Origin of the sequence: Dinoroseobacter shibae DFL 12 = DSM 16493, assembly GCF_000018145.1 — a bacterium.
Classification (GTDB): Bacteria; Pseudomonadota; Alphaproteobacteria; order Rhodobacterales; family Rhodobacteraceae; genus Dinoroseobacter; species Dinoroseobacter shibae.
This window is the reverse complement of the sequence record NC_009952.1, coordinates 293,312-318,605: the sequence shown is the minus strand read 5'-3', so window position 1 is coordinate 318,605 and position 25,294 is coordinate 293,312. Positions and strand designations below refer to the sequence as shown.

Genomic DNA, 25,294 nt, shown 5'->3' with positions numbered 1-25,294 from the left:
GTGGCGTGTTGGTTTCACGATTTCTCGATTTCTTCCGATCCACCGGCAAGCAGTTGTTCCGCGACCCCGCATTGCTGGCCGGGTTCATCCCGCTCTTCGTGGCGCTGTCCTATTCGACGCGGGACATTCGTTGGCTGATCGGGGCCAGCACGCTCATCCCTTTCCTGGTTCTGGCGATCAGGGCCTTCGATGTGGTCACCTCTCCAAAGGGCGGGCGCGACGGGCTGACGGGCCTGCCCTGCCGCGCCGCGTTGCTGGAGGTGCTGGACAAGTACTTCGCCACACCCGGGGCCAGTACCCGGACCGCGGCGTGCATGGTCATCGACCTCGACGACTTTCACAGTTTCAATGAACGCTGGGGACGTGAGGCTGCAGACGAGGTTCTGCGCCAGACCGCGAATCGCCTGCGCAGCGCCGTGCGCGACAACGACCTCGTGGTGCGGCTCGATGCGGACGCCTTCGCGCTCTACCTCGCACCATCCGAAGGCATGACGCTCGACTCCACCCTGTCGATCGCCGACCGCATCCAGCGCGCCCTCAGCGAGCCGCTGGTGCTGCACGGGCTCACCGCTTATGTCAGCGCCTCGGTCGGGATTGCGCTTGCCAGCAAATCACCCGAACCGACGGCTGCCAGCCTGCTTGTCGCCGCGGAGCGCGCCATGGTCGAAGCCCGTTCCCAGGGGGCCGGTGCCCTGCGGCTGTTCTCGGCCGAGATGCAGACGGAGATTCGCGCCAGCCACGAATTGGCCGAAGATCTGGCCAAGGCACTGGAGAACGGCGAAATCGTTGCCTGGTTCCAGCCTCAGGTCTCCACTGAAACCGGGCAGGTCACGGGCTTCGAGGCGCTGGCTCGGTGGGACCACCCCAGCCGCGGCATCGTGTCCCCGGCGGAGTTTCTGCCGGCCATCGAAGCCTCCGGACGCACCGAACGCCTGAGCGAGGTCATGCTCTACCAGGGGCTGAAAGCCCTCGTCGCATGGGAGCGGGGCGGCTTCGTGATCCCCTCCATCGGTGTCAATTTCGCGGGGCTCGAGTTGCGCAATCCCCACCTGATCGACAAGGTGAAATGGGAGCTGGACCGGTTCGGCCTGACGGCAGATCGGCTGTCGGTGGAAATCCTCGAGACCGTCATCACCGAGACCGATGACGACATAGTTCTTCGCAATATCAAGGCGCTGGGGGAGCTTGGCTGCGGCATCGACCTCGACGATTTCGGCACCGGCCATGCCTCCATCAGTGCGATCAAACGCTTCAAGACCAGCCGCATCAAGATCGACCGGTCCTTCGTCACCCATATCGACAAGGATGGGGAGCAGCAGCGCATGGTCGCCGCCATCCTGACAATGGCGCAGCAACTCCAGGTGGAGTCGCTGGCCGAAGGTGTCGAGACCATCGGTGAACACTCGATCCTCGCCCAGCTCGGCTGCCAGCACGTACAGGGGTTCGGGATCGCGCGGCCAATGCCCTTCGAGGACACCTTTGCCTGGCTGGCCGAGCATGAGCGCAAACGCGCCCCCACGCCCCGGATCGAACGCCAACGCGGCGCTTGAGCCGCGGCATTCCGGACGTGTCGCCACCCCCCGGGTGGTCACATTTGGGAAAATGACTTGACCTTTTTCGGTCCACTCGGTTGAACCCCCCTATCCCAACGGTAGAAGGTGCGGGCTTCACATGGACGACCAGAACAAGAACCTCATTCTCGCCACGGCGCTCAGCTTTCTGGTGATCCTTGTCTGGTTCCTTCTTTTCCCACCGGAAGAGCCGGTGACCGACCCCAACGCACCGACCCAGATCACGCAATCGGGCGAGACGGCCGATGTCGCCCTGACACCGCCTGCGGCCGTGACCGAAGCCGCCCCGGGTGCCGCCCCGCAAACAGCCGCGACCCCGACCGAGAACGCCCCGCGGGTCCAGATCGACACCCCTGCGCTGGAGGGGTCGATCTCTCTTCTCGGGGGGCGGATAGATGACCTGTCCCTGAGGAACTACAACGAAACCCTGGAGCCGGACTCGCCGATCGTGCGCCTGCTGTCGCCGGTGGACGCGCCCGGAGCCTACTATGCGCTCTATGGTTGGGCCCCGGCCGGCACCCTGTCCTTTGACGATGTGCCGGGTGCCAACACCCTCTGGACCGTGGAAAGCGGCGACACCCTGACGGTGGACACCCCCGTGGTGCTGCGCTGGGAGAACGGCAACGGCCTGATCTTCCGCCGCACCCTCGCGGTGGACGACGATTTCATGTTCACGGTGACCCAGAGCGTCGAGAACACCACCGAAACCGACAAGCGGATGCAGCCCTACGGCATCATCGCGCGACATGGCGAGCCCGACACGATCAACTTCTTCGTGCTGCACGAGGGCGTGGTGGCCATGGCCGATGGCAGCCTGATCGAATCCGACTATGACGACATGCTCGACTACGATTTCGTCGAACGGGAAGGCGCCCGGGCCGAGGTCGAACAGATCGAGCAGAACGGCTGGATCGGCTTCACCGACAAGAACTGGATGACCACCCTCATCCCGACGCCCGGGCAGCCTTTCACCTCCGTGGCGAAATACGTGGGCAACGCCGACATCTACCAGACCGAGACCCGCCTGCCGACGCAAACCGTGCCCGGGGGACAGACCGTGACGGTCGAGACCCGGCTCTTTGCCGGGGCCAAGGAGTGGGAAGCCATCCGCGGCTACGAGCGCGAGCTGGGCATCGAAGGCTTCATCGACAGCATCGACTGGGGCTGGTTCTACTTCCTGACCAAGCCGATCTTCTTCGTTCTGCACGAGTTGAACCTTCTGATTGGCAACATGGGCGTCGCGATCATCGTCCTGACCCTGCTGATCAAGGCGCTTTTGCTGCCGCTGGCCTGGAAGTCCTATGTCTCCATGGCGCGCATGAAAGAGTTGCAGCCCGAGATGGAGAAGCTGAAGGAGAAGGCGGGCGATGACCGCCAGAAGCTCCAGGTTGCGATGATGGAGCTCTACAAGAAGGAAAAGGTGAACCCCGCCGCGGGCTGTCTGCCGATCCTGCTCCAGATCCCGATCTTCTTCTCGCTCTACAAGGTGATCTTCGTCACGATCGAGCTGCGTCACGCCCCGTTCTTCGGCCCGTTTCAGGACCTGTCGGCGCCCGACCCGACCTCGATCATGAACCTGTTCGGCCTGCTGCCCTTCGCCTCGCCCGAGCCCGGCTCGATCCTGGCGCTGATCTTCATCGGGATCCTGCCGCTGCTGCTGGGGATTTCCATGTGGCTCCAGCAGAAGCTGAACCCGGCGCCCACGGACCCGACCCAGGCGATGATCTTCGCCTGGCTGCCCTGGGTGTTCATGTTCATGCTTGGCACCTTCGCCAGCGGCCTGATCGTCTACTGGATCGCGAACAACGTCATCACCTTCGCCCAGCAGTACTTCATCATGCGGCGCCACGGGTACAAACCCGATCTTTTCGGCAACATCGTGGCCAGCTTCAAGAAGAAGAAGCCCTCGGAGGACAAGTGAACGGCACCGTCGCCGCGATCTGGCGCCACCCGATCAAGTCCCACGGGGCCGAGGCGTTGGAAACGGCGACCCTGTCCCGGGGCGGCACCCTGCCCGGGGACCGGCTCTGGGCGGTGCTGCACGATGCGGCAAAGCCCAATCCCGAGGGCTGGTCGCCCTGCGCGAATTTCGCGCGCGTCGCGAAGGCACCGGCGCTGGCGGCGATCCGCGCCCGGCTGCACCCCGATGGGCAGACCGTCACGCTGACCCACCCGGACCGTCCGGACCTGGACATTGCGCCGGACCGGGAGGCAGACGCCTTCCTCGCCTGGGTCAAGCCGCTGGTCCCCGCGGATCGCGCCCAACCCGTGGCCGTGCTGCGCAACGATGCGCGCGGCTTCACCGACACGCCGGAGCCCACCATCAGCCTGTGCAACCTCGCCTCTCATCGTGCCGTGAGCCAGAAGCTCGGCCGCGAGCTGTCCCCCCTGCGCTGGCGGGGCAATATCTGGCTCGACGGGCCTGCCCTGTGGGAAGAATTCGAATGGGTCGGGCGGCGCATTGCCCTTGGCACGGCGGAACTGGAAGTTACCGAGCCTATCGCGCGGTGCACCGCCACCATGGTCAACCCGGAGACGGGGCGCCGCGACGCCGACACGCTCGCCTCGCTTGAGACCGGCTGGGGACACCGCAATTTCGGCGTCTATGCGGTGGTCACCCGCGACGGCGAGGTGCCCCTCGGCGCAGAGCTGCGGGTCCTGCCATGACCGCCCTGCCCTTCCCCCTCAGCCCCGAGCCCGACGCGCAAAGCCTTGAGGCCGGGCGCAAGCTGTTCGCGGGCGAGGTCACCTTCCTCAAGGGCGTTGTGGCCATGTCCGGCCTGCCCCCGGCGGACCGGCTGGAGGTCTGCTTCGCAGGCCGCTCGAACGTGGGCAAATCCTCCCTGATCAACGCGCTGACCGGGCGCAAGGCGCTGGCGCGCACCTCCAACACGCCCGGCCGAACCCAGGAGATCAACTATTTCTGCCTCGGCGAGGATCGCTACCTTGTGGATGTGCCCGGCTACGGCTTTGCCGAGGCGCCCGTGGCGGTGGTGCAGAAATGGCAGGCCCTGCTCAAGGCCTACCTGACCGGGCGGCCCACCCTGCGCCGCGCCTTCGTGCTGATTGATGCGCGGCACGGGATCAAGGCGGTCGATCACGAGATCATGTCCCTGCTCGACACCGCCGCGGTCACCTTCCAGGTGGTGCTGACCAAGGCGGACAAGATCAAGACCGCCGAGCAGGACAAGACCCTCGCCCAGGTCCGCAAGGAGCTTGCCAGGCACCCCGCGGCCTTCCCCGAGCTTCTGCTGACCAGCTCGGCCAAGGGCGACGGGATCGAGACCCTGCGCGCCACCGTCGCCGGGCTGGTGTAGGCTCGGGTCGGGAAATATCCCCGGGGTTGGGGACTGGCCCGTGATCCGATACCGGCCCGCCCTCAGACGTGCTGGCCCCCATTGACCTCGATCTCCGTGCCGGAGATGTAGCTGCTCCGCTCCGAGCACAGGAAATAGATCGCCTCGGCCACCTCGGAGGGCTGCCCGAGCCGCCGCAGGGGCAGCTTCTCGACGATCTTGTCCGTCCCAGGCGACAGGATCGAGGTTTCGACCTCCCCCGGTGCGATGGCATTCACGCGCACGCCGAGCGGGCCGAAATCATGGGCCATCTCCCGCGTCAGCGCCTTGAGCGCCGCCTTGGACGTGGCATAGGCCGCCCCGGCGAAGGGGTGCACCCGGGTACCGGCGATGGAGGTGACGTTCACCACCGCCCCGCCCGCGGCGGCCAGCTCATCCTTCAGCCCCCGCGCCAGCACCACCGAGGCGAAGAAATTGACGTGGAACACCTGTCCCCAGGTCCGCAGGTCCGTGTCCAGCGTGTTCAACCGCGCGCCACCGGCCCCCTTGGGCGAGATCCCTGCATTGTTCACCAGCGCATCGAGACAACCGCCCACCTTGTCGCGAATGACCGAGATCGCCTCCATCGTGTTGTGCGGGTCCGCGAGATCGACCTGGATATGATTGTCCTCTCCGCCGGGCCATGGGCACCGCGCATCGAAGGGCTGGCGGGAGCAGGACAGAACCCGCCACCCCTCCGCGCTGAACTTCTTCACGGTGGCGTGGCCGATGCCGCGACTGGCGCCGGTCAGGACGAGAGTACGTTGACGACTCATGGGGCTGGACCTTTCCCGCACAGCCTACGCCTTGGCACGCTGCCGGGAAACAGGTAACAGGCGAGACCACACCAGACCGGGCCCAAGATGAAAACGAGACCGATGAAAAGCGACTGGATCGCCACCGCGCGCACCCTTTCCGAAGCCGTCCCCTTCCTGCGCCGCTACGATGACGCGATCGTCGTGATCAAGTTCGGCGGCCATGCCATGGGCGATGCCGAGGCGATGGCGAGCTTTGCCCGCGACATCGTGCTGATGCGCCAGGTCGGGGTGAACCCGGTGATCGTCCATGGCGGCGGACCGATGATCAACGCCATGCTGGCCAAGCTCGACATCAATTCGGATTTCGTGAACGGCAAGCGGGTGACCGATGCCGCCACGATCGAGGTGGTCGAAATGGTCCTGTCGGGCCTGGTGAACAAGCGCATCGTGCAGGCGATCAACCGCGAGGGCGGGCGCGCCATCGGGCTCAGCGGCAAGGATGCCAACCTCATCGTCTGCGACCCGGCGGACCCGGCGCTCGGCTTCGTCGGCGAACCGGTGGAGGTGACGCCGGACACCTTGCTGCAACTGGTCCGGTCCGAGATCATCCCGGTGATCGCCCCCATCGGCACCGGGCGCGAGGGCGAAACCTTCAACATCAATGGCGACACGGCCGCGGGCGCCATCGCCGCCGCGCTGAAGGCCGACCGGCTCTTGCTGCTCACGGATGTGTCCGGGGTGAAGGATGCCCAAGGCAAGGTCGTGACCGAACTGACCGTGGAGAATATCGAGGAGATGACCGCCGCAGGCGTCATCGCCGGGGGCATGATCCCCAAGACCGAGACTTGCGTTACGGCGATCAGGGGCGGCGTGCGCGCGGCCGTGATCCTCGACGGTCGCGCGCCCAATGCCTGCCTTCTGGAGCTGTTTACCGAACATGGCGCCGGCTCGATCATCCGCCGGGGCTGAGGCCACGGACTATGCCGGGCTGGAGGCCGCCGCCGCGGCGCGCCACCTGGCCGTGTTCGGCGCCTGGCATCCCGAGAGCGACCCGGATGTGCCGGCTGGCACGCAAACGATGATCCTGCTCGGGCCGCGCGAGCCGGGCTTCTGGACCGCCTTCCGCGCCAGCCCGGAGGCACAGGAGGCCCGCGCCGACCCGCTCGACCGCTGGTCCCGGCGCGTGATCGGCCAGTGGGCCTGCGACCTCGGCGCCAAGGCGCTTTTCCCCTTCGGCGGCCCGCCCTGGCGCCCCTTCATCCGCTGGGCGCGCGAGTCGGGCCGGGCGCATGTCTCGCCGGTCGGGCTGCTCGTGCATGACACGGCGGGGCTGATGATCAGCTACCGGGGCGCGCTGGCGCTGAAACAACGCCTCGCCCTGCCACCGCCGCCGCCCGCCCCCTGCGCGGAGTGTTCATCCCAACCCTGCCGCATCGCCTGCCCGGTCTCCGCCCTCTCGCCGGAGGCCTATGACGTGCCACTGTGCAAATCGTTTCTGGACACGCCCGCGGGTCTCGACTGTCATGGGCGCGGATGCGCCGTGCGCCGCGCCTGCCCCGTCAGCCGATCCTACGGTCGGGCCGAGGCGCAATCGGCCTTCCACATGCAAAGCTTTCACAAGCGGGGGCAACGGGGGCCGGAATGAAGACACTTCTTCTCATGCGACACGCCAAGTCGAGCTGGGCCGAGCCCGGGCGCGACGACCACAGCCGCCCCCTGAACGGACGCGGGCGGCGCGGGGCCGAGGCCCTGGGCCGCTGGATCCGCGACAATGACCTGGTCCCGGACGAAGTGCTGTGCTCCGACGCGGCGCGCACCCGGGAAACCTGGCGGCGTCTCGATCTGCCGGGCGAGGTGACGCTGGACCGAGCACTCTATCATGCCGAAGGCGCGGCCCTGATGGCGCGCCTGCAGCAGGCAACCGGGGACCGGGTCCTGATGATCGCCCATAACCCGGGCATCGCCGAGTTCGCCAGCCGCCTGACACCGGACCGGCCCGAGCATCCGCGCTTCGCCCAGTACCCGACCGGGGCGACCACGGTGCTGCACTTCCCCATCGCGGAATGGGCGGCCCTTGAATGGGACACGGGGCGCCTTGCGTCTTTCGTGATCCCCGCCGATCTGGGCGTGACCCGGACATGACAAAGGCCCCGGGGGGCCGGGGCCTTCGCGCGATGCCGGTGCTTCAATGGCCGAGGATCTGGCTCAGGAACAGCTTGGTCCGATCCGATTGCGGGTTGCCGAAGAACTCCTCCGGCTCGTTCTGCTCCACGATCTGACCGGCATCCATGAAGATCACCCGGTTCGCCACCTGCCGCGCGAAGCCCATCTCGTGGGTCACGCAGATCATGGTCATGCCCTCTTCGGCCAGCTCGATCATGGTGTCGAGCACTTCCTTGATCATCTCCGGATCGAGCGCCGAGGTCGGCTCGTCAAAGAGCATGATCCGCGGCCGCATGCACAGCGACCGGGCAATCGCCACCCGCTGCTGCTGCCCGCCGGACAGCTGCCCGGGATATTTGTTGGCCTGGTCCGGGATCTTCACCTTCTCGAGGAAATGCATCGCCGTGGCCTCGGCTTCCTTCTTGGGCGTCTTGCGCACCCAGATCGGCGCCAGGGTGCAGTTCTCCAGGATGGTCAGATGCGGAAAGAGGTTGAAGTGCTGGAAGCACATCCCGACCTCGGACCTGATCGTGTCGATGTTCTTGAGGTCTGAAGACAACAGCGTGCCGTCCACGGTGATCGAGCCCGCCTGATGCTCCTCCAATGCGTTGATGCACCGGATCAGCGTGGATTTGCCCGAGCCCGACGGCCCACAGATCACGATCCGCTCGCCTCGGTAGACCGTCAGGTTGATGTCGCGCAGCACGTGGAATTGCCCGTACCACTTGTTCATCTTGTCGATCTCGATGGCCACCTCGTCCGAGACGGTCATTGCCGGGGCCTGGTCTGTCATAGCCATATGAATGCCCTTTCCTTAGCGATGTTCGGTTGCGAGCTGACGCTCCAACCATTGCGAGTATTGCGAAATGCCGTAGCAGAAGACGAAGAACAGCACCCCGGCGAAGCCCAGAAGCTCCCAGTAGACCCCGAACCATTCCGTCGAGGACAGGATCGGCCCCTGGATCATGCCGAGCATGTCGAACATCGAGATGATCGAGACCAGCGTGGTGTCCTTGAACAGCCCGATCGCGATATTCACGATGGACGGGATCGAGATCTTCAACGCTTGCGGCAGGATGATCAGACGCATGGACTGCCAGTAATCGAGGCCGAGGCTGTCGCCCGCCTCGTACTGCCCCCGCGGCAAGGCCGCGAGCCCGCCCCGGATCGCTTCGGCGATATAGGCCGAGGCGAAGAGGGTGATCATGATGATCACGCGCAGCACCAGGTCGAAACTCGTGCCCGGCGGTAGGAAATAGGCCAGCATGACCGAGGCCACGAACAGCAGGGTGATCAACGGCACGCCGCGGATGAACTCGATGAAGACCACGCAGACGCCCTTGATGATCGGCAGGTTCGACTGCCGCCCCAGCGCCAGGGCGATCCCCAGCGGCAGCGACAGCGCGATGCCCGAGGTTCCGAGAATGAAGTTGATCATGAACCCGCCGATGAAGCGGCTTTCCACCTGCGGCAGGCTCAGCGCCACGACCGAGGACAGGGCGTTCACCGCCAGCGGCGAGATGAAGATCCAGAAGAGCAGCGTGGCGAAGAGCGCCGCGACGATCGCCCCGAAGAACGATCTTTCCTCCAGCGCCTTGAACGCGACATAGCCCACGACAACGCCCACGAGCGCCATGACCGACACCCAGGCGGAGCCGCCCCAGATCAGCCAGTAGGCGATGAACGGGAACAGCCCCGTGAACCACAGCATCTTGCGCGGCAGCTTGAAGAACAGCACCGGCGCCAACGCGACGAACAGCCCGACAAAGGCCAGCACCGCGCGCCAGTATTCCTCGTTGGGGTAGTTGCCGAAGATCAACTGCGGCCAGCGTTCGGCGATGACCGCGAAACAGCCACCGATCGCCCCGTCCAGGATCTCCCGGCAATCACGGATCGAATTCGCATCCCAGACCCCGTTGAACATCCAGGGCATCAGGATCGAGGACAGCCAATAGATGAAGGCCGCCGTCAGAAGCGTCAGGATCGAGGACGGGATCGAATAGAACAGGTTGCTGCGCAGCCAGTTGACGATCCCGACTTCCGAGACCGGCGGCGGGCTCGGCGGGATTTCCTCGGTGCGGACGAAGGCGGCGCTTGCATGGGTATCGCTCATCTCAACGCTCCTTCAGTTTCACGGCATTGTTGTAGAGGTTCATCAGCGCCGAAATGCTCAGGGAGATCAGCAGGTAGAACAGCATCAGCAACAACACGCATTCGAAACTTCGCCCGGTCTGGTTGAGCGTCACGCCGCCCAGGGTTCCCGTCAGGTCCATGTAGCCGATTGCGGCCGCGAGGGACGAGTTCTTGGTCAGGTTCAGGTATTGCGAGATCACGGGCGGAATGATCACCCGCAGCGCCTGCGGCAGGATGATCAGGCTCATGATCCGGTTGGGCCGCATGCCGAGCGCGGCGGCCGCCTCTGTCTGACCCTTGGAGACCGCCAGGATGCCCGCCCGCACGTTCTCCGCGATGAAGGCACCGGTATAAAGCGCCAGCGCGAACCACAGCGCGATCAGCGTACCGCGGATGTTGATCCCCCCGCGGAAGTTGAACCCGCCCAGTTCGGGGTAGTCGAGACCGATGGGGCGCCCCATGACGAAAAAGGCCAAGAGCGTCGGAACGAAGAAAATCGCCAGCGAGATGCGGCCCACGGGCAGCAGCTTGCCGGTGTTGAACAGCAGGTTCTTGGCGTAACGCCGGAATACGAAGATCCCGATGATCGACAACACGAACACCGCCACGACGATGCCCGAGCCGGGGTTCCAGACCGGCGCCGGGATGTAGACCCCGCGATTGGTGAAGGCCACGCTGTCCCACAGAACCATCGTGGCGGTGGCGTCCTCGCCGCGGAATGCCCGCGGTTGCGGCAAAGCCTGGCTCATCACCGCCGAGATGATGACGATCCAGATCAGCACCGGGATGTTGCGGAAAATCTCGACATAGACCGACATCACCTTGGCCACGAGCCAGTTCTTCGACAGGCGCAGCACCCCGGCCAGCACGCCGAAGATCGTTGCGGTGATGCAGCCCAGGAAAGCCACCAGCAGCGTGTTCAGCAAGCCGACGAAGGCCGCGCGCATATGGGTGTCGGTCGAGGTGTACGGGATCAGCGTCTGGTCGATCTCGTAGCTCGCGGGCTGTCCGAGGAAGCTGAAATTGATGTCCTGGCCGAGGGCCGCGAGGTTGTAGATCGCGTTGCTGACAAGCCAGCCGAAGAAGAAGATCAGCGCGATGAGCGCGATGAACTGAAACGTGTAACCTCGATACCGGGTATCATTGATCAACATGCCCAGGTTGAAGGGCTGGTTTGGCGGCCCGCTCGCGGGTGGCGGATCACTGAAGGTGGTCATCTGAGGCCCCTGTGGTTGCGGCAGGGTTCTTTTTATCGCGCTTGAACTGCGCTGCCCTGCTCGGATGTAATCGTAAACGAAAAAGGGCGCAGGAAATCCTGCGCCCAATCTGTGCCCCGCTTAGCGGAAGGGCGGTGCGTAGAGCAGACCACCCTCGGTCCACTGGGCGTTCAGCCCACGTGCCAGACCGATCGGCGTGTTCTCCCCGATATGGGTCTCGAAGATCTCGCCGTAGTTGCCGCCCGCCTTGATCACGTTGACGGCCCAGTCGGCCGACAGGCCCAGCTGCTCGCCGAGGTTACCCTCGGTGCCCAGCAGGCGGTTGATCTCGGGGTTGTCGGTGCCCGCGGCCAGCTCGGCCACATTGGCGGAGGTCACGCCGAGCTCTTCCGCGGCGATCAGGGCGTTGAGCGTCCAGCGGACGATGTCGCCCCACTCGTTGTCCCCGTGGCGCACCAGCGGACCCAGCGGCTCTTTCGAGATGATCTCGGGCAGGACCACATGCTCGTCCGGGCTCTCGAAGGAGGCGCGGGTCGCGGCCAGGCCGGAGGCGTCCGTCGTGTAGACGTCACAGGCCCCTGCCAGATACTGCTGCTGCGCTTCCGACGCGGTGGAGATCGGCACCGGCTCGAAAGAGATGTTGTTGGCGCGGAAGAAGTCCGCGAGGTTCAGCTCGGTCGTGGTGCCCTTCTGGATGCACACCGTGGCGCCGTCCAGCTCGGTGGCGGAGCTCACGCCCAGCGCCTTGGGCACCATGAAGCCCTGACCGTCGTAATAGTTGATCCCGGTGAACTCGAGCTTGAGGTCGACATCGCGCGAGAAGGTCCAGGTGGTGTTCCGGGCCAGCATGTCGATCTCGCCGGAGTTCAGAACCTCGAAACGGACCTGGTTGGTGACCGGGTTGAAGTTGACGGCGGTGGGGTCACCGAAGACCGCGGCGGCCACGGCACGGCACACGGCCACATCGAAGCCCTGCCACTCGCCGTTTGCGTCCTGCGATGCGAAGCCCACGAGGCCGGTGCTGATCCCGCAGTTCACGGCACCACGCGCCTGAACTTCTTCAAGCGTATCTGCCGCGGCACCGGTCGCTGCAAGCCCAGCGGCCGCCAGAGCGCCAAAAAGAACTGATTTCTTCATCTTATCCTCTTCCTGATGGTTTGCCGGTTATGTCCGACAAAGTCGGCCTTTGTGGCCGTTTGCATGTCACGAGAGAGAACACCCCTCCCACCAGCGTCACAAATTGGGCATTTCCCCAAAATAACGTCAAGTGTTCGGCGGTACATTCCCTTCCCTTATCAGATAGCACTTTCGGCGCCGTGGGAAATGCCCAAGAAATACACAAGCGCTTTCAAATTGGTCGCGTTTTTCGGACAAGGCACGGGAAACATGCCAGAATTCGGGCCTGCGCCAGGGCGGCACCGGATACGTTAATTTCCGATCGGGAAACAGTTCTCGTCGCCATAGCGCGCCCAGCACCAAGGTGACGTTACGAAAGGTCGAAGATTTCCTTCGCCCGCAGGTAGTCCGCGCGCTTCACCGCAATGCGCTCGGCCTCTTCCTCGTCTTCACCCCATTGGGAGATCTGCCACTCCTCATCGATTCGCGACGCGGCAAAACCCGCCTCGGCGCTCATCCGGCCCTCGGCCACCGCAAGCCCCAGAACGAGGGAGCCCGAGATCGCCACAAGGTCGTGAAATCCGGTCAGCTGGAACGGGGTGAACGCCGCGACCGCCTGCGACAAGCGCGCCAGGCTGTCGGGGTCCTGGTCCACCGGCAACACCCCCGCAGTCACCCGCAGCCGCGCCCCGTACCGCTCCGCCGCCCAGTCGAGCAGGGGATCCCAGCTCTCTGCCTGGCGCGCGCACAGCGTATCCGGCCCCGTGGCGCGATAACACAGCAGGTCCGTGCCGCCATAGGCGCTGAGCATCTCGGCCACCTCCGCGTGCTGCGGCGTCACCTTGTCCAGGGCAGCATTTGCCGCGCGGGTAAACGGCATCGACTGCGGGTTCACTGTCTCGTCCTGCGCGTCCCATTCGGCGGCGATGCGTTCGGCGAAACCGCGGCTCGGCACCACCAGCAGGGTCTTGAGCGGCGTCCGCACGCTGCGCCCATCGAGCCGCACCTCGAACCCCGTGCCGGCCTCGACGATGTCCGTCTCTTTCCAGAACCGTTTCGCTGCCCAGCCGCTCATCCCTGCCTCCAGATAGTCTCCAACGCGGTGGGTAGTTCGGCGAAATCCGCCAGGACTTCAACCGCGCCATGGTCGCGCAGGCGCGCGGGCGCGTGGTAGCCCCAACCGACGCCCAGCGGCGTGACCCCGGCGGCGCGCGCCATCTCCATGTCGAACCCGGTATCGCCCAGCATGACCGCCTGCGCCGCATCGACCCCGGTCTCGGCCATGGCCTGCCACAGCATCGAGGGATGCGGTTTCGACGGATGGTCGTCCGCCACCTGCGAAGTGATGAAAAAGGGCCGCAAATCGTGGCAGTCGAGCAGATGCTCCAGACCCCGGCGGGATTTGCCGGTCGCCACCCCGAGCAGCGTGTCGTCCCGCGCGGCCAGCGCCCGCAACGCCGCCAGCGCCCCGGGATAGAGCGGCGCATCCGCCTCCGCCCCACCCGCGGCCCGCTGGGCCACGAAGGCCTGCCTGTACCCCTCCGCAAGGCGATCATGGTCCCGCGCCCCGGCCTCCGGCGCCAGCTGCGCCATGGCCACGGGCAAGGACAGCCCGATGATCGCGCGCATGGCCGCAGGCTTCGGTGGCACGAGGCCGATCCCCTCGAACGCCTGGATCATCGCCGCAAGGATCTGCTGCTGGCTGTCCACCAGCGTGCCGTCCACGTCGAACACCACCAGACGCAGGGTCATTCAAGCGCCTCGAACGGGTCCACGGGCACGTCCCGCGCATCCCAGCCCAGCGCCTCCCAGGTGCGCGCCATATGGGGCGGCAGCGGCGCGGTCAGCGACAGCTGCGCGCCGGTGACAGGGTGCGTCAGGCTCAGATGTCGCGCATGTAGATGCAGCTTCTTCGACATCTCGCCGCCCAGCTGCGCGCCCCAGCCATCGCCGAGGTTTTCCTGCCCCGACCCGCCATACTTGCCGTCGCCGATGATCGGATGCCCCAGCTCGGCCATATGCGCGCGCAACTGGTGCGTCCGCCCGGTGATCGGCACCAGCACGCACCAGGCCACCCGCCGCCCCAGGGCCGAGAGCACGGCGTAATCCGTCGTCGCGCGCTTGGCGTCCGGGTGGGCGTCCATCTGCCGGGGGTCGATGCAGAGCATCTTCTCCCCCTCGCCGCGCTTGCCGTGCCCCGGCGCCTTCATCAGGGCATAGCGCACGGTGCCCAGCTGTGGCTGGGGCACGCCGGCCACCGCCGCCCAATAGATCTTGCGCGTCTGGCGCGCCCGGAATGCCGCCGTCAGGGCCGCGGCGCTGCGCCGGGTCCGCGCCATCAGCAGCACGCCCGACGTGTCCTTGTCGAGCCGGTGCACCAGGCGCGGCGGCTCGTCGAGCTCGAATTGCAGCGCCTCGGCCATCCCGTCGATGTGGCGCTCCTGCCCAGAGCCGCCCTGCACCGGCAGCCCGGCGGGCTTGTTCAGCGCCAGGATATCCGCGTCGCGGTAGATCACCGTGCCCTGCAGCATCTCGCGATCCGCGTCCGAGATCCGCGCCCGCGCGGGCCGCGCCGTGATCTCGCCCGGCGCCGGCAGGGGCGGCACCCGCACGGCCTGCCCGGTCTGCAGGCGCGTCGCGGGCTTCACCCGCCCGCCATCCACGCGCAGCTCGCCCTTGCGGCACATCTTCTCGATCCGGCCCTGGCCCAGATGGGGAAACCGCCGCCGCAGCCAGCGGTCGAGCCGCTGATCCCCCTCGTCCACGCCCACGGTCAGGGTCTGCACACCGCTCATGCCACTACCATCCGCGCCATATGCATCCCCGTCCAAAGCCCGCCCACCGACAACACCACCGACGCCAGCACATAGCCCGCCGCCAGGCCCAGCTGCCCGCGCTCGATCAACGTCACCGTTTCCAGCGAGAAGGCCGAGAAGGTGGTGAACCCGCCCAGAAGTCCGGTCATCACCAGCGGCGACAGGTGCGTCAGCCCCCGATGCGCCGCCATCACCACGAACACCCCCATCAGGAAACTGCCCAGAACGTTCGCGCCCAGCACCGCCACCGGAAACGCCGTCGGCCCCGTCAGCCGCAGCACGCCAACGCCCAGAAGCCAGCGCAAACTGGCCCCGACCGCGCCGCCGAGGGCAACCTGGAGAAGGGTGGATATCATGGCCGCTCTGTCGGCCCTGGCGCGCGGCTTGTCAACTCTGCCTCTTGGCGCGCAGCTTGGCGAAATAGGCCAGCCGCTTGGCCAGCTCGCGCTCGAACCCGCGCTCCACCGGCGCGTAATAACGCGGCCGCGCCATGTCGTCGGGAAAATAGTTCTGCCCCGAAAACCCATCCTCCGCCTCGTGGTCATAGGCATAGTCCGCGCCGTACCCCTGATCCTTCATCAGGGCCGTGGGCGCGTTCAGGATGTGCTTGGGCGGCGGGGCCGAGCCGCTGGATTTCGCCTGCTTCATCGCCGCCTTGTAGGCGACATAGGCCGCGTTCGACTTGGGCGCGAGCGCCAGGTACACCACCGCCTGCGCGATCGCCAGCTCACCTTCGGGACTGCCCAGCCGCTCATAGGTCTGCCACGCATCCAGGCACAGCCGCTGCGCCTGCGGGTCGGCCAGCCCGATATCCTCCACGCTCATCCGCGTGATCCGCCGCATCAGGTACCTCGGGTCCTCCCCGGCCGTCAGCATCCGCGCCAGCCAGTAGAGCGCCGCATCCGGGTCCGATCCCCGCACCGATTTGTGCAGCGCCGAGATCAGGTTGTAATGCCCGTCGCCCGACTTGTCGTATTGCGCCGCCCGCTGGCTCAGCCGCTGCCCGAGCGCCTTGGCATCGAGCGGCGCTTCGGGCGTCCAGCTCGCGACCTGCTCGATCAGGTTCAAGAGCGCCCGCCCATCCCCATCCGCCATCTCGATCAGCGCCGCCCGCGCCCCGGGCTCCAGCGGCAGGCTCACGCCCAGCAGCGCCTCCGCCCGCGCCAACAGCGCCTCCAGCGCCGCCGCGTCCAGACGGTGCAGCACCAGAACCTGTGCCCGGCTCAGGACCGCCGCGTTCAACTCGAAGGACGGGTTTTCCGTGGTGGCGCCCACCAGAACGATGGTCCCGTCCTCCATATGGGGCAGGAAGCCGTCCTGCTGCGCCTTGTTGAACCGGTGGATCTCGTCCACGAACAGAAGCGTCCCCTGCCCGCCCTGCCGCCGCAGCCGCGCGGCCTCGAACACCTTGCGCAGGTCCGGCACCCCGGTGAAAATCGCGCTGATCTGAACGAAGGCAAGGTCGGTTTCCGCAGCCAGCAGCCGCGCGATGGTGGTCTTGCCCACCCCGGGCGGCCCCCAGAAGATCACTGAAGACAGCGCACGATTGGCCAGCATGGCCCCGAGCGGCCCGTCCGGGCCCAGAAGGTGGTCCTGCCCGATCACCTCGGACAGATGCGCGGGCCGCAGCCGGTCCGCCAGGGGCCGGGGCCCGTCATCGGGCGGCGCGGCCCCGTCGCGGTCGAACAGATCAGCCATGGCCCTGCCCGCGGCCGGAAAGGGGCGCGCCCCCTGCGGGGCGCGGTGCGAGGGGGACGCACATCCCCCCCGCGGAGTATCGACAGGAAACCGAAAGACGCATGAAGACCCCGCCAGGCTTTGAGGCCGCAGGTATGCGCGCTCCGCCCCGTCGGTTCAAGGCACTCTGCGCGCGGCGCCTAGTGCAGCTTGCGGGTCAGGTCGATCGACACGCACTGGTTGTCGATCCCGTCTAGCTCCATCACCCGCCCGGCCGGCTCGATATCCAGGCCCAGCCGGTCCGCGAAACGGGTCCAGACCGCCGGGACGAGCCCCAGCACCCTGGACGCGCCATGCTCCCGCGCGGCCTTGGTCATCTCGCTGATCAGGCAGGCATGGACCCGGCGGCGCAGCTTCTGCGGCGTGGTGTGCGAGACGAAGACGCGGCTCGATTCCCAGACGCTCTCATCCACCGGCGCAGGCCCATAGAGCAGGTCCTGCGGGATGGTGTCGAGCAGCCCCATCTGGGCGTCCCGGATCATGTAGGTATAGATCCCGCAGCGCGCCGTGGTGGGCGTCAGCCGGATACCGGCATAAACCTCGCCGAATTCGTGCACGGCGACCCAGCGGCTCGCGGGCGTGTCGTACTGGTCGTACTCCATCCCCATCGCCTCGGGCAGGTCCCATTTGTTCTGAACAATGAAGGACTGTCGCCTCGCGCGAAAGAGATTTGCGAATAACTCGCCATGGTTGTGAAGGTTCTCGAACGAAAGCGTGGTGGTTTGCATGGGTCAGTCTCCAGTTTGTGGTGGTGGTGGGTCGAGAAGACCGAGGCCAAAGACCCCTATAGCAGCCTGTAGTCCTTCGCTCGTTGAATGGCTTCGGCTGTGGTACGTGCCATCAGCTTCTGTCTCGCCGCCGTGAGGCGAGCTTTCAACGCACTTTCGGAGATACCGAGTTTGGCAGCGGCCGCTGTATGTCGGTCCCCGGCCGCAATGTGGCCGAGAGCCTCGATCTGTGCCTTGGTGAGGCTGTCCGGCGGCGTCGTGGTGTCGTGAAGCCGCAAGACGATCGTCTGGATGGCCGATATCTCGTCATCCGTGAACTCACGGTCCGACCGGGCAGCTCCGGCGATGGTCCGTGAACTGATCTCGCCGCAAGAGACGGCGACACCATAGTTGAGCCCGAACCGCGCCGCATCGTCGAGGATGCCGAACGGATCCGGGATTCCGATCTCGCTCCACCGGGTGGCCCCGGTCATTCCAAAGCCCCAGGCGAGAAGTGGGTCGCGCAGCGCATAGGCCTGTTCGGTGTAGCGATCCTTCCACTCTTGTGGATAGGTCTGGTAGTCCAGCAGAGGGGCGGCGAACCGGATATGAAGGCCGATATAGTATCCAGTTGGGGAGAGAAGCCCCAATTCATGTAGATCCAGTTCGATGCCTAGCTTTATGGACATGTCTTTTTAGACAAGTTGAAAAGAATCCCGTCAAGCTGCAAAACCGTTCTACCGAAGGTTGTAACGAGGTATCGAATGCCCGCTAGAATAAGTCCGGGACTCTTTGCGCGTGTCATGGCTCTGCCCGACGCGGCGCGTGAAGATTTACTGGAATTCATGGGTGGATCCCCTGTGGACGACACGTGTCTGGAAGCGCTGATCGATGACATATCGGCGCGCATCGAGCGCGAGCGGACGCAACGAAAAGCCCAAAGATTGGAACAGAATTAGACGTCCAGCCGGGAGCCAACTAAAAAACCCCGCCAATGGCGGGGTTTTTTGTTTTCCAGCCTGTGGTGACGCTCAGAGCGCGTCTTCGTCCGCGGCCTCGCGCGCCTTGTCGGCAGCGCCCTTGGCATCCACGTCGCGGTCCACGAACTCGATGATCGCCATCGGCGCCATGTCGCCGTAGCGGAACCCGGCCTTCATGATCCGCACATAGCCGCCCTGGCGCTCGGCATAGCGCGGGCCCAGCACGTCAAACAGCTTGGCCACATAGGCATGCTGCTTGAGCTGCGAGGCGGCCTGACGGCGCGCATGCAGGTCGCCACGCTTGGCCAGCGTGATCAGCTTTTCCACGATCGGACGCAGTTCCTTGGCTTTCGGCAAGGTGGTCTTGATCTGTTCATGTTCGATGAGCGACCCGGCCATGTTCGCGAACAGGGCCTTGCGGTGCTCATGGGTGCGGTTCAGGCGGCGATAGCCTCTCGCGTGACGCATTTTCTGTCTCCGTAGCTTTGTTTTGCTTTGTCCGGCGGCCGATGCGTGTCAGCCGCTCTCCTTGGGGCGGATGCCCGGTCGTGCGGGGGTGTAGGCCGGGGGTCACCCCGGCCTTCCCTCAAAACTGGTCTTCGAACTTCTTGGCCAGGTCCTCGATGTTCTCCGGCGGCCAATCCAGGATATCCATCCCCAGATGCAGCCCCATCCCCGACAGCACTTCCTTGATCTCGTTCAAGGATTTGCGGCCGAAGTTCGGCGTGCGCAGCATCTCGGCCTCGGTCTTCTGGATCAGATCGCCGATATAGACGATGTTGTCGTTCTTCAGGCAGTTGGCCGAGCGCACCGACAGCTCCAGCTCGTCCACCTTCTTCAGCAGAAGCGGGTTGAACTCCAGATCGTCCTCTTCGGACTGGCTGCGGGCCGCTTCCGGCTCGTCGAAGTTGACGAAAACCGACAGCTGGTCCTGCAGGATCCGCGCGGCATAGGCCACGGCATCGTCCGGCGTGACCGATCCGTCCGTTTCCAGCTTCAACGTCAGCTTGTCATAGTCCAGCACCTGGCCCTCACGGGTGGGCTGCACGTCATAGGACACCTTCTTGACCGGCGAGAAGATCGCGTCGATCGGGATCAGGCCGATGGGCGCATCCTCGGGACGGTTCTTGTCCGCCGAGACATAGCCCTTGCCGGTGTTCACGATCAGCTCCATGAACAGGTCCGCGCCCTCGTCGAGGTGACAGATCACGTGATCGCGGTTCAGCACCTCGATCCCCGCACTCTCCGAGATATCCCCGGCGGTGACGACCCGCGGACCCTTGGCGGAGATCGACACCCGCTTGGGGCCTTCGACTTCCATGCGGATCGCGACCTGCTTGAGGTTCAGCACGATGTCGGTGACATCCTCGCGCACGCCCGCAACGCTGGAAAATTCGTGCAGCACGTTGTCGATCTGGACGCTGGTGATGGCCGCGCCCTGCAGCGACGACATCAGCACCCGGCGCAACGCGTTGCCCAGGGTCAGGCCGAAGCCCCGCTCCAGCGGTTCCGCAACGACGGTGGCCTGGCGCGCGGGTTCATTGCCCGGCTTGACCTCCAGTTGCGTCGGTTTGATGAGTTCTTGCCAATTCTTGTGGATCATAGGTGTCGCCTCCATACCTGTCTCCAGCGGTGTGATCCGGTGCCAAAGACGCCCGAGGAATAAATGACACCAAGGGCCACGGGAAAAACCCGCGGCCCTCGGGGAAAATGTGTACGCTCAGACGCGGCGGCGCTTGGGCGGACGGCAGCCGTTATGGGCGATCGGGGTCACATCGCGGATCGCCGTGATGTTGAACCCGACAGCCGCCAGGGCGCGCAACGCGCTCTCGCGGCCCGACCCGGGGCCCTGCACCTGAACTTCCAGCGTCTTGACGCCGTGTTCCTGTGCCTTCTTGCCCGCGTCTTCGGCGGCCATCTGGGCGGCGTAGGGGGTGGATTTACGCGAGCCCTTGAACCCCATGGTCCCGGCCGAGGACCACGCGATCGCGTTGCCCTGGACGTCGGAGATGAGGATCTTGGTGTTGTTGAACGAGCTGTTCACATGCGCCACGCCGGCGGCGATGTTCTTGCGCTCTTTCTTCTTCGTGCGCTGCTTGTCACGTGCCATGTCTGCGCCCTCCCCTTACTTCTTCTTGCCGGCAATGGCCTTTGCGGGGCCCTTGCGCGTGCGTGCGTTGGTGTGGGTCCGCTGACCGCGAACGGGGAGGTTGCGGCGATGACGCAGACCGCGGTAGCAGCCCAGGTCCATCAGACGCTTGATGTTCATCTGCGTCTCGCGGCGCAGATCGCCTTCGACCGTGTAGTTGGCGTCGATATGCTCACGGATCGCAAGGATCTCGGCATCCGACAGCTCGTTCAGACGGCGGCTCTCTTCGATGCCCACGGCTTCGCAGATCGCTTGCGCGGAGCTCAGGCCGATCCCGGTGATGTAGGTGAGGGCGATGGGGGTGCGCTTGCCCGTGGGCAGGTTCACGCCAGCAATACGTGCCAAATCATATGTCCTTTTCGGTGCGGTTCCGTCATGCCAGAACCTTTTTTCACAACCAAAATCCCGTGGGGTCTCCACGGGCCCGACCCGGCGACTCGACGATCAGGAATCGCCGCGCGCCGGATGGGTTGACCTAGGCCCGTTCAGACCGGAGGTCAACCCGATTCACAACCTGTCAAGGGGTTTCTTGCCGACCCCGCGCCGCGTGGACCCAATGCCCCGCGTGCAGGGCCGGAAGCTCAGTCCAATGCCGCCGCGATCTCGGAAGCCACCGCGTCCATGGCCCCCATGCCATCCACCGGGCGCAACGTCCCCTTGGCATGGTAATACCCGATCAGCGGCGAGGTCTTCTTGTAGTATTCCATCAGGCGCTGCTTGAGGCTTTCCTCGTTGTCATCCGCCCGGCGCTTGAAATCCGAGGCGCCGCAGTTGCCGCATTTCCCATCCGCCGGGATCGGGCGCAGCGTGTCATTATAGACCTCGCCGCAGCCGCCGCAGGTCGCGCGCCCGGCGATCCGGGCCACGAGGGCCGCGTCGTCCACCCGCATCTCGATCACCGCATCGAGGCTCTGCCCGAGCTTGTCCAGGAGCGCGCCGAGCGCGTCCGCCTGGGCCAGGGTGCGCGGGAACCCGTCGAAGATGAACCCACCGCCGGCCTCTCCGGCCAGCTTCTCCTCGATCAACCCGATGACGATCTCGTCGGTGACCAACTCGCCCCGGTCCATGACCTCGGCCACCCGTTGCCCCATCTCCGTCCCACTGGTCCGGGCCTCGCGGAGCATGTCGCCGGTCGACAGTTGGGTCATGCCCCGCTCTTCGACCAGCTTGCGTGCCTGCGTGCCCTTCCCGGCGCCCGGAGGCCCCAGAAGTATGATATTCATCGACGTGCCGGGCTCCTCTTCCCTTTGCCGCGTTTCTTGCCGCGCAACTGGGACTTCTCGATGAGCCCTTCGTATTGATGCGCGAGCAGATGGGACTGGATTTGCTGGACGGTGTCCATACCCACCGACACGATAATCAGGATCGAGGTGCCGCCGAAATACGCCGTGATCGCCAGTTCGGTCCGCACCATTTCCGGGATGAGGCAGACCAAGGCCAGGTAGCCCGAGCCCACCACCAGAATGCGGCTGACCACGTAATCGAGATATTCCTCGGTCTTCTTGCCCGGCCGGATGCCGGGGATGAAGCCGTTCTGGTTCTTGAGGTTGTCCGCCACATCTTCGGTCTTGAAGGACACGTTCGCGGTGTAGAAATACGTGAAGAAGATGATCATGCCCGCAAAGAACAGCAGGTAGAGCGGCTGCCCGGGTCCGAAATAGGCCAGGATCGTCGACATGATCGGGCCGGAGTTGCCGCCCGAGAAGGTACTGATCGTCGTCGGCAGGAGCAGCAGCGAAGAGGCAAAGATCGCCGGGATCACGCCTGCGGGGTTGATCTTAACCGGCAGGTGCGAAGACCCGCCGTCATACATCTTCATGCCCACCTGGCGGCGCGGATACTGGATGTGGATCTTGCGCAAAGCGCGCTCCATGAACACCACGAAGACCAGCGTCGCCAGCAACATCAGGATCACGCCCAGGATCACCGGGGTCGACAGCGCGCCGGACCGGCCGCTCTCGAAGAACTGCGCCAGCGCCGCGGGCAGCTCGGCGATGATACCGACAAAGATGATCAGCGAAATGCCGTTGCCGATGCCGCGCTGGGTGATCTGCTCGCCCAGCCACATCAGGAACATCGTCCCGCCCACCAGCGTGATCACGCAGGCCGCCCGGAAGAACCAGCCCGGATCGGTCACCAGACCGCCCGATTCAAGGCTGATCGCCAACCCGTAGGCCTGGAAGGTCGCCAGGAACACCGTGCCGTAGCGCGTGTACTGGTTGATCTTCTTGCGCCCCTGCTCGCCCTCTTTCTTGAGTTGTTCGAGCTTGGGCACCATCGCGGTCAGCAGCTGCACGATGATCGAGGCCGAGATATACGGCATGATCCCGAGCGCGAAGATCCCCATCCGGGAAATCGCACCGCCGGTAAACATGTTCAAAACGCCGCCGAGACCCGCGGCCGCCTGGTCCATGAATTCGCGCAGCTGCGCGCCGTCGATCCCCGGCACCGGGATATAGGTGCCCAGCCGGTAGACGATCAGAAGACCCAGGGTGAAGAAGATCCGCTGCCGAAGCTCGGTCGCCTTCCCCAGGGCGGACCAACTCATGTTGGCGGCCATTTGCTCTGCTGCTGATGCCATATCTCGTTCCTCGGGACGTCTCATGAACAACGCCGCCGGACCGTTTCCCGGTCAGGCGGCGCTGGAAAACTGATGCTAGATGTAAGCGCCGCGGGGGCCGCTCACAACCGCTTACGCAGCCGCCTGCGCAGAAGTGACCGCGACGGAGCCGCCCGCCTTCTCGACCGCGTCGATCGCGGACTTCGATGCGCCGGTCACGGTCAGGTCGATCTTGGTGGTGATCTCCCCCTTCGCGAGCACCCGCACACCGTCGAGCTTCCGCCGGATCAGGCCCGAGGCCAGCAGCGCATCCTCGGTGATCGGCTGGCCCGCGTCGAGCTTGCCGGCCTCGATGAACTTCTGGATCAGCCCGAGGTTCACCACAGCGAACTTCTTGCGGTTGCGCATGTTGAAGCCACGCTTCGGCAGGCGCTGGTAGAGCGGCATCTGGCCGCCCTCGAACCCCTTGATCGCCACACCCGAGCGGGACTTCTGGCCCTTGATGCCGCGTCCGCCGGTCTTGCCCATGCCGGAGCCGGGGCCGCGCCCCACCCGCTTGCGGGGTTTGGTGGCGCCGGGATTGTCGCGCAGTTCGTTGAGTTTCATATCGCTTCTCCTTGCCGGATGCGGGGATCGAAGCGAAAGCCCCCGACCTCGGCGTTTCTTGATTGTGAGGGGCGCGCAGCCCCCTCAGGGGCAACGCGGAACAAGGAAGGTCAGCGGCCTTGTCGGACGCCGACCCGGGGCCTCAGCCCTTTTCCTCGATGATCTGGACCATGTGCGGGATCTTGTTGATCATGCCGCGCACCGCCGGCGTGTCTTCCAACTCGCGCGTCTTGTGCATCTTGTTCAGGCCCAGGCCGATCAGCGTCTGACGCTGCTTTTCCGGGCGGCGGATCGGCGAGCCGATCTGCTTGATGACGATGGTTTTTGCCATGTTCCCGTCTCCTTAGGCTTCGGCCGGCTCGGCGGCGGCTTCGGCGGGCTCGCCATCCTTCTTGAGGATGTCGGAGACCTTCTTGCCACGGCGCTGTGCGACCATGCGGGGGCTGGTCTCTTTGCGGAGACCGTCCAGCGTTGCACGGATCATGTTATAGGGGTTCTGCGACCCGATGGACTTCGCCACCACGTCCTGCACGCCCAGCATCTCGAACACGGCACGCATCGGACCACCGGCGATGATCCCGGTGCCCTGGGGGGCGGTACGCATCATCACCTTGCCCGCGCCATGGCGGCCTTCGATGTCGTGATGCAGGGTCCGACCCTCGCGCAGCGGCACGCGGATCATCTGACGCTTGGCCTGCTCGGTGGCCTTGCGGATGGCCTCGGGGACCTCCTTGGCCTTGCCCTTGCCGAAGCCGACACGGCCCCGCTGGTCGCCCACGACCACGAGCGCGGCAAAGCCGAAGCGTTTCCCGCCCTTGACGGTCTTGGAAACACGGTTGATCGCGACCAGGCGGTCGGCGAATTCAGGGGTCTCGTCGCGGTCGTCGCGGCGTCCCCGGCGGTTGTCACGCTCTGCCATTGCGGGCTCCTTGCGTCTGTATTGGGTCAATCCAGGTGGCCTTCACGACCCCGGATCATCGAGAGAACGGCGCACCGCCCCCTGCAACTGTGCGACCGGGCCGACAGGGCCCGACCGAGTGGCAAAGATGCAGGCCGGGGATCGTCCCCGGCCCCACCTCAGAACTTCAGGCCGCCCTCGCGGGCCGCATCGGCCAGCGCCTTCACCTTCCCGTGGAAGAGGAAGCCACCCCGGTCGAAGTAGCACTCTTCGATCCCGGCCTTCTTGGCGCGCTCGGCAATCGCGGCGCCCACCTTGGCGGAGGCCTCGACATTGTTCTTGCCGACGATGCCCAGGTCCTTCTCCAGGGAGGAGGCCGCGGCCAGCGTCCGGCCCTGGACGTCGTCGATCAGCTGCACGCTGATGTTCTTGCCCGAGCGATGCACCGACAGGCGCGGACGCCCGTCTGCCATTTTCTTCAGTTTGTTCCGGACGCGCAGGCGGCGCTTCAAGAACAGGTCTCTTTTGCTGTTTGCCATGTCTCGCGT

The 25,294-nt window shown here is 65.4% G+C and carries 30 protein-coding genes; 8 read left to right on the top strand and 22 right to left on the bottom strand.

All coding sequences use genetic code 11. From position 1 onward, the window contains the following. The first annotated feature begins 5 nt into the window (after positions 1-5). The 4 genes from DSHI_RS01640 to yihA all read left to right on the top strand — a co-directional run bounded on the left by DSHI_RS01640 (position 6) and on the right by yihA (position 4,888). The gene (locus DSHI_RS01640) at positions 6-1,550 is read left to right on the top strand and encodes a putative bifunctional diguanylate cyclase/phosphodiesterase (protein WP_245533033.1); all 1,545 of its coding nucleotides are present in this window, start codon (positions 6-8) and stop codon (positions 1,548-1,550) included. Positions 1,551-1,671: 121 nt separating this feature from the next. Further along, positions 1,672-3,492 carry a membrane protein insertase YidC gene (gene yidC / locus DSHI_RS01635; protein ID WP_012177007.1) on the top strand — a complete coding sequence of 607 codons (1,821 nt, stop codon included), beginning with the start codon at positions 1,672-1,674 and terminating at the stop codon, positions 3,490-3,492. Next, positions 3,489-4,238, top strand: coding sequence for an MOSC domain-containing protein (locus DSHI_RS01630; protein ID WP_012177006.1), 750 nt, complete (start codon positions 3,489-3,491; stop codon positions 4,236-4,238). Before yidC ends, DSHI_RS01630 begins: the two co-directional genes overlap by 4 nt. Further along, a complete protein-coding gene (yihA, locus tag DSHI_RS01625; protein WP_012177005.1) occupies positions 4,235-4,888 on the top strand; it encodes a ribosome biogenesis GTP-binding protein YihA/YsxC in 654 nt (217 codons plus the stop codon). Before DSHI_RS01630 ends, yihA begins: the two co-directional genes overlap by 4 nt. Positions 4,889-4,950: 62 nt before the next feature. Here yihA and DSHI_RS01620 read toward each other — a convergent pair whose 3' ends face one another. After that, complete coding sequence (locus DSHI_RS01620; RefSeq protein WP_012177004.1) at positions 4,951-5,682, bottom strand: SDR family NAD(P)-dependent oxidoreductase; 732 nt, start codon at positions 5,680-5,682, stop codon at positions 4,951-4,953. Between the two features lie 87 nt (positions 5,683-5,769). On the opposite strand from DSHI_RS01620, the gene argB reads away from it, so the two are divergent. From argB to DSHI_RS01605, 3 genes are read left to right on the top strand one after another with little or no spacing between them, the layout of a single operon-like run. Next, positions 5,770-6,633, top strand: a complete 864-nt coding sequence (gene argB / locus DSHI_RS01615; protein ID WP_012177003.1) for an acetylglutamate kinase — start codon at positions 5,770-5,772, stop codon at positions 6,631-6,633. Next, a complete protein-coding gene (locus DSHI_RS01610) occupies positions 6,602-7,309 on the top strand; it encodes a hypothetical protein (protein ID WP_050757775.1) in 708 nt (235 codons plus the stop codon). The genes argB and DSHI_RS01610 overlap by 32 nt, the downstream gene beginning before the upstream one ends. Beyond that, positions 7,306-7,806 (top strand): SixA phosphatase family protein, encoded by a 501-nt coding sequence (locus DSHI_RS01605; protein ID WP_012177001.1) that lies wholly within the window; start codon positions 7,306-7,308, stop codon positions 7,804-7,806. Before DSHI_RS01610 ends, DSHI_RS01605 begins: the two co-directional genes overlap by 4 nt. A gap of 43 nt (positions 7,807-7,849) precedes the next feature. On the opposite strand, the gene DSHI_RS01600 is transcribed toward DSHI_RS01605, so the two are convergent. From DSHI_RS01600 to DSHI_RS01550, 11 genes are all read right to left on the bottom strand, one after another. Further along, positions 7,850-8,620 (bottom strand): amino acid ABC transporter ATP-binding protein, encoded by a 771-nt coding sequence (locus DSHI_RS01600; protein ID WP_044027579.1) that lies wholly within the window; start codon positions 8,618-8,620, stop codon positions 7,850-7,852. A 21-nt stretch (positions 8,621-8,641) separates the two neighbouring features. After that, a complete protein-coding gene (locus DSHI_RS01595) occupies positions 8,642-9,940 on the bottom strand; it encodes an amino acid ABC transporter permease (protein WP_012176999.1) in 1,299 nt (432 codons plus the stop codon). Position 9,941: 1 nt separating this feature from the next. After that, the gene (locus DSHI_RS01590; protein ID WP_012176998.1) at positions 9,942-11,177 is read right to left on the bottom strand and encodes an amino acid ABC transporter permease; all 1,236 of its coding nucleotides are present in this window, start codon (positions 11,175-11,177) and stop codon (positions 9,942-9,944) included. 120 nt (positions 11,178-11,297) lie between these two features. After that, positions 11,298-12,314 carry an amino acid ABC transporter substrate-binding protein gene (locus DSHI_RS01585; RefSeq protein WP_012176997.1) on the bottom strand — a complete coding sequence of 339 codons (1,017 nt, stop codon included), beginning with the start codon at positions 12,312-12,314 and terminating at the stop codon, positions 11,298-11,300. Between the two features lie 349 nt (positions 12,315-12,663). Next, positions 12,664-13,368, bottom strand: a complete 705-nt coding sequence (locus tag DSHI_RS01580; protein ID WP_012176996.1) for an ATP12 family chaperone protein — start codon at positions 13,366-13,368, stop codon at positions 12,664-12,666. Continuing rightward, positions 13,365-14,045 (bottom strand): HAD-IA family hydrolase, encoded by a 681-nt coding sequence (locus tag DSHI_RS01575; protein WP_012176995.1) that lies wholly within the window; start codon positions 14,043-14,045, stop codon positions 13,365-13,367. Before DSHI_RS01575 ends, DSHI_RS01580 begins: the two co-directional genes overlap by 4 nt. Then, a complete protein-coding gene (locus DSHI_RS01570) occupies positions 14,042-15,088 on the bottom strand; it encodes an RluA family pseudouridine synthase (protein ID WP_012176994.1) in 1,047 nt (348 codons plus the stop codon). The genes DSHI_RS01575 and DSHI_RS01570 overlap by 4 nt, the downstream gene beginning before the upstream one ends. Next, positions 15,085-15,465: a fluoride efflux transporter CrcB gene (crcB, locus tag DSHI_RS01565; protein WP_044027578.1), complete on the bottom strand. Its 381-nt coding sequence runs from the start codon at positions 15,463-15,465 to the stop codon at positions 15,085-15,087. The genes DSHI_RS01570 and crcB overlap by 4 nt, the downstream gene beginning before the upstream one ends. A gap of 31 nt (positions 15,466-15,496) precedes the next feature. Then, positions 15,497-16,807 (bottom strand): replication-associated recombination protein A, encoded by a 1,311-nt coding sequence (locus tag DSHI_RS01560; RefSeq protein ID WP_012176992.1) that lies wholly within the window; start codon positions 16,805-16,807, stop codon positions 15,497-15,499. Between the two features lie 179 nt (positions 16,808-16,986). Beyond that, a complete protein-coding gene (locus DSHI_RS01555) occupies positions 16,987-17,574 on the bottom strand; it encodes an acyl-homoserine-lactone synthase (RefSeq protein ID WP_012176991.1) in 588 nt (195 codons plus the stop codon). 56 nt (positions 17,575-17,630) lie between these two features. Next, on the bottom strand, positions 17,631-18,242 hold the full coding sequence (locus tag DSHI_RS01550; RefSeq protein ID WP_012176990.1) for an autoinducer binding domain-containing protein: 612 nt from the start codon (positions 18,240-18,242) through the stop codon (positions 17,631-17,633). Between the two features lie 114 nt (positions 18,243-18,356). Between DSHI_RS01550 and DSHI_RS22190 the strand changes: the two genes are divergently transcribed. Beyond that, positions 18,357-18,512, top strand: a complete 156-nt coding sequence (locus DSHI_RS22190; protein ID WP_157865182.1) for a hypothetical protein — start codon at positions 18,357-18,359, stop codon at positions 18,510-18,512. 72 nt (positions 18,513-18,584) lie between these two features. On the opposite strand, the gene rplQ is transcribed toward DSHI_RS22190, so the two are convergent. From rplQ to rplR, 10 genes are all read right to left on the bottom strand, one after another. Then, positions 18,585-19,001, bottom strand: a complete 417-nt coding sequence (rplQ, locus tag DSHI_RS01545; protein WP_012176989.1) for a 50S ribosomal protein L17 — start codon at positions 18,999-19,001, stop codon at positions 18,585-18,587. Between the two features lie 118 nt (positions 19,002-19,119). After that, positions 19,120-20,136, bottom strand: coding sequence for a DNA-directed RNA polymerase subunit alpha (locus tag DSHI_RS01540; protein WP_044027577.1), 1,017 nt, complete (start codon positions 20,134-20,136; stop codon positions 19,120-19,122). Between the two features lie 117 nt (positions 20,137-20,253). Next, positions 20,254-20,643 (bottom strand): 30S ribosomal protein S11, encoded by a 390-nt coding sequence (rpsK, locus tag DSHI_RS01535; protein ID WP_012176987.1) that lies wholly within the window; start codon positions 20,641-20,643, stop codon positions 20,254-20,256. Positions 20,644-20,658: 15 nt separating this feature from the next. After that, the gene (rpsM, locus tag DSHI_RS01530; RefSeq protein ID WP_044027576.1) at positions 20,659-21,027 is read right to left on the bottom strand and encodes a 30S ribosomal protein S13; all 369 of its coding nucleotides are present in this window, start codon (positions 21,025-21,027) and stop codon (positions 20,659-20,661) included. Between the two features lie 236 nt (positions 21,028-21,263). Then, on the bottom strand, positions 21,264-21,905 hold the full coding sequence (locus DSHI_RS01525) for an adenylate kinase (protein WP_012176985.1): 642 nt from the start codon (positions 21,903-21,905) through the stop codon (positions 21,264-21,266). Then, positions 21,902-23,263 carry a preprotein translocase subunit SecY gene (gene secY, locus DSHI_RS01520; protein WP_012176984.1) on the bottom strand — a complete coding sequence of 454 codons (1,362 nt, stop codon included), beginning with the start codon at positions 23,261-23,263 and terminating at the stop codon, positions 21,902-21,904. The genes DSHI_RS01525 and secY overlap by 4 nt, the downstream gene beginning before the upstream one ends. 111 nt (positions 23,264-23,374) lie before the next feature. Beyond that, complete coding sequence (rplO, locus tag DSHI_RS01515) at positions 23,375-23,848, bottom strand: 50S ribosomal protein L15 (protein ID WP_012176983.1); 474 nt, start codon at positions 23,846-23,848, stop codon at positions 23,375-23,377. Between the two features lie 142 nt (positions 23,849-23,990). Beyond that, a complete protein-coding gene (gene rpmD / locus DSHI_RS01510; protein ID WP_012176982.1) occupies positions 23,991-24,179 on the bottom strand; it encodes a 50S ribosomal protein L30 in 189 nt (62 codons plus the stop codon). Positions 24,180-24,191: 12 nt separating this feature from the next. After that, the gene (gene rpsE, locus DSHI_RS01505; RefSeq protein ID WP_012176981.1) at positions 24,192-24,767 is read right to left on the bottom strand and encodes a 30S ribosomal protein S5; all 576 of its coding nucleotides are present in this window, start codon (positions 24,765-24,767) and stop codon (positions 24,192-24,194) included. 158 nt (positions 24,768-24,925) lie between these two features. Then, positions 24,926-25,285 carry a 50S ribosomal protein L18 gene (rplR, locus tag DSHI_RS01500; protein ID WP_012176980.1) on the bottom strand — a complete coding sequence of 120 codons (360 nt, stop codon included), beginning with the start codon at positions 25,283-25,285 and terminating at the stop codon, positions 24,926-24,928. Between the last annotated feature and the right edge of the window lie 9 nt (positions 25,286-25,294).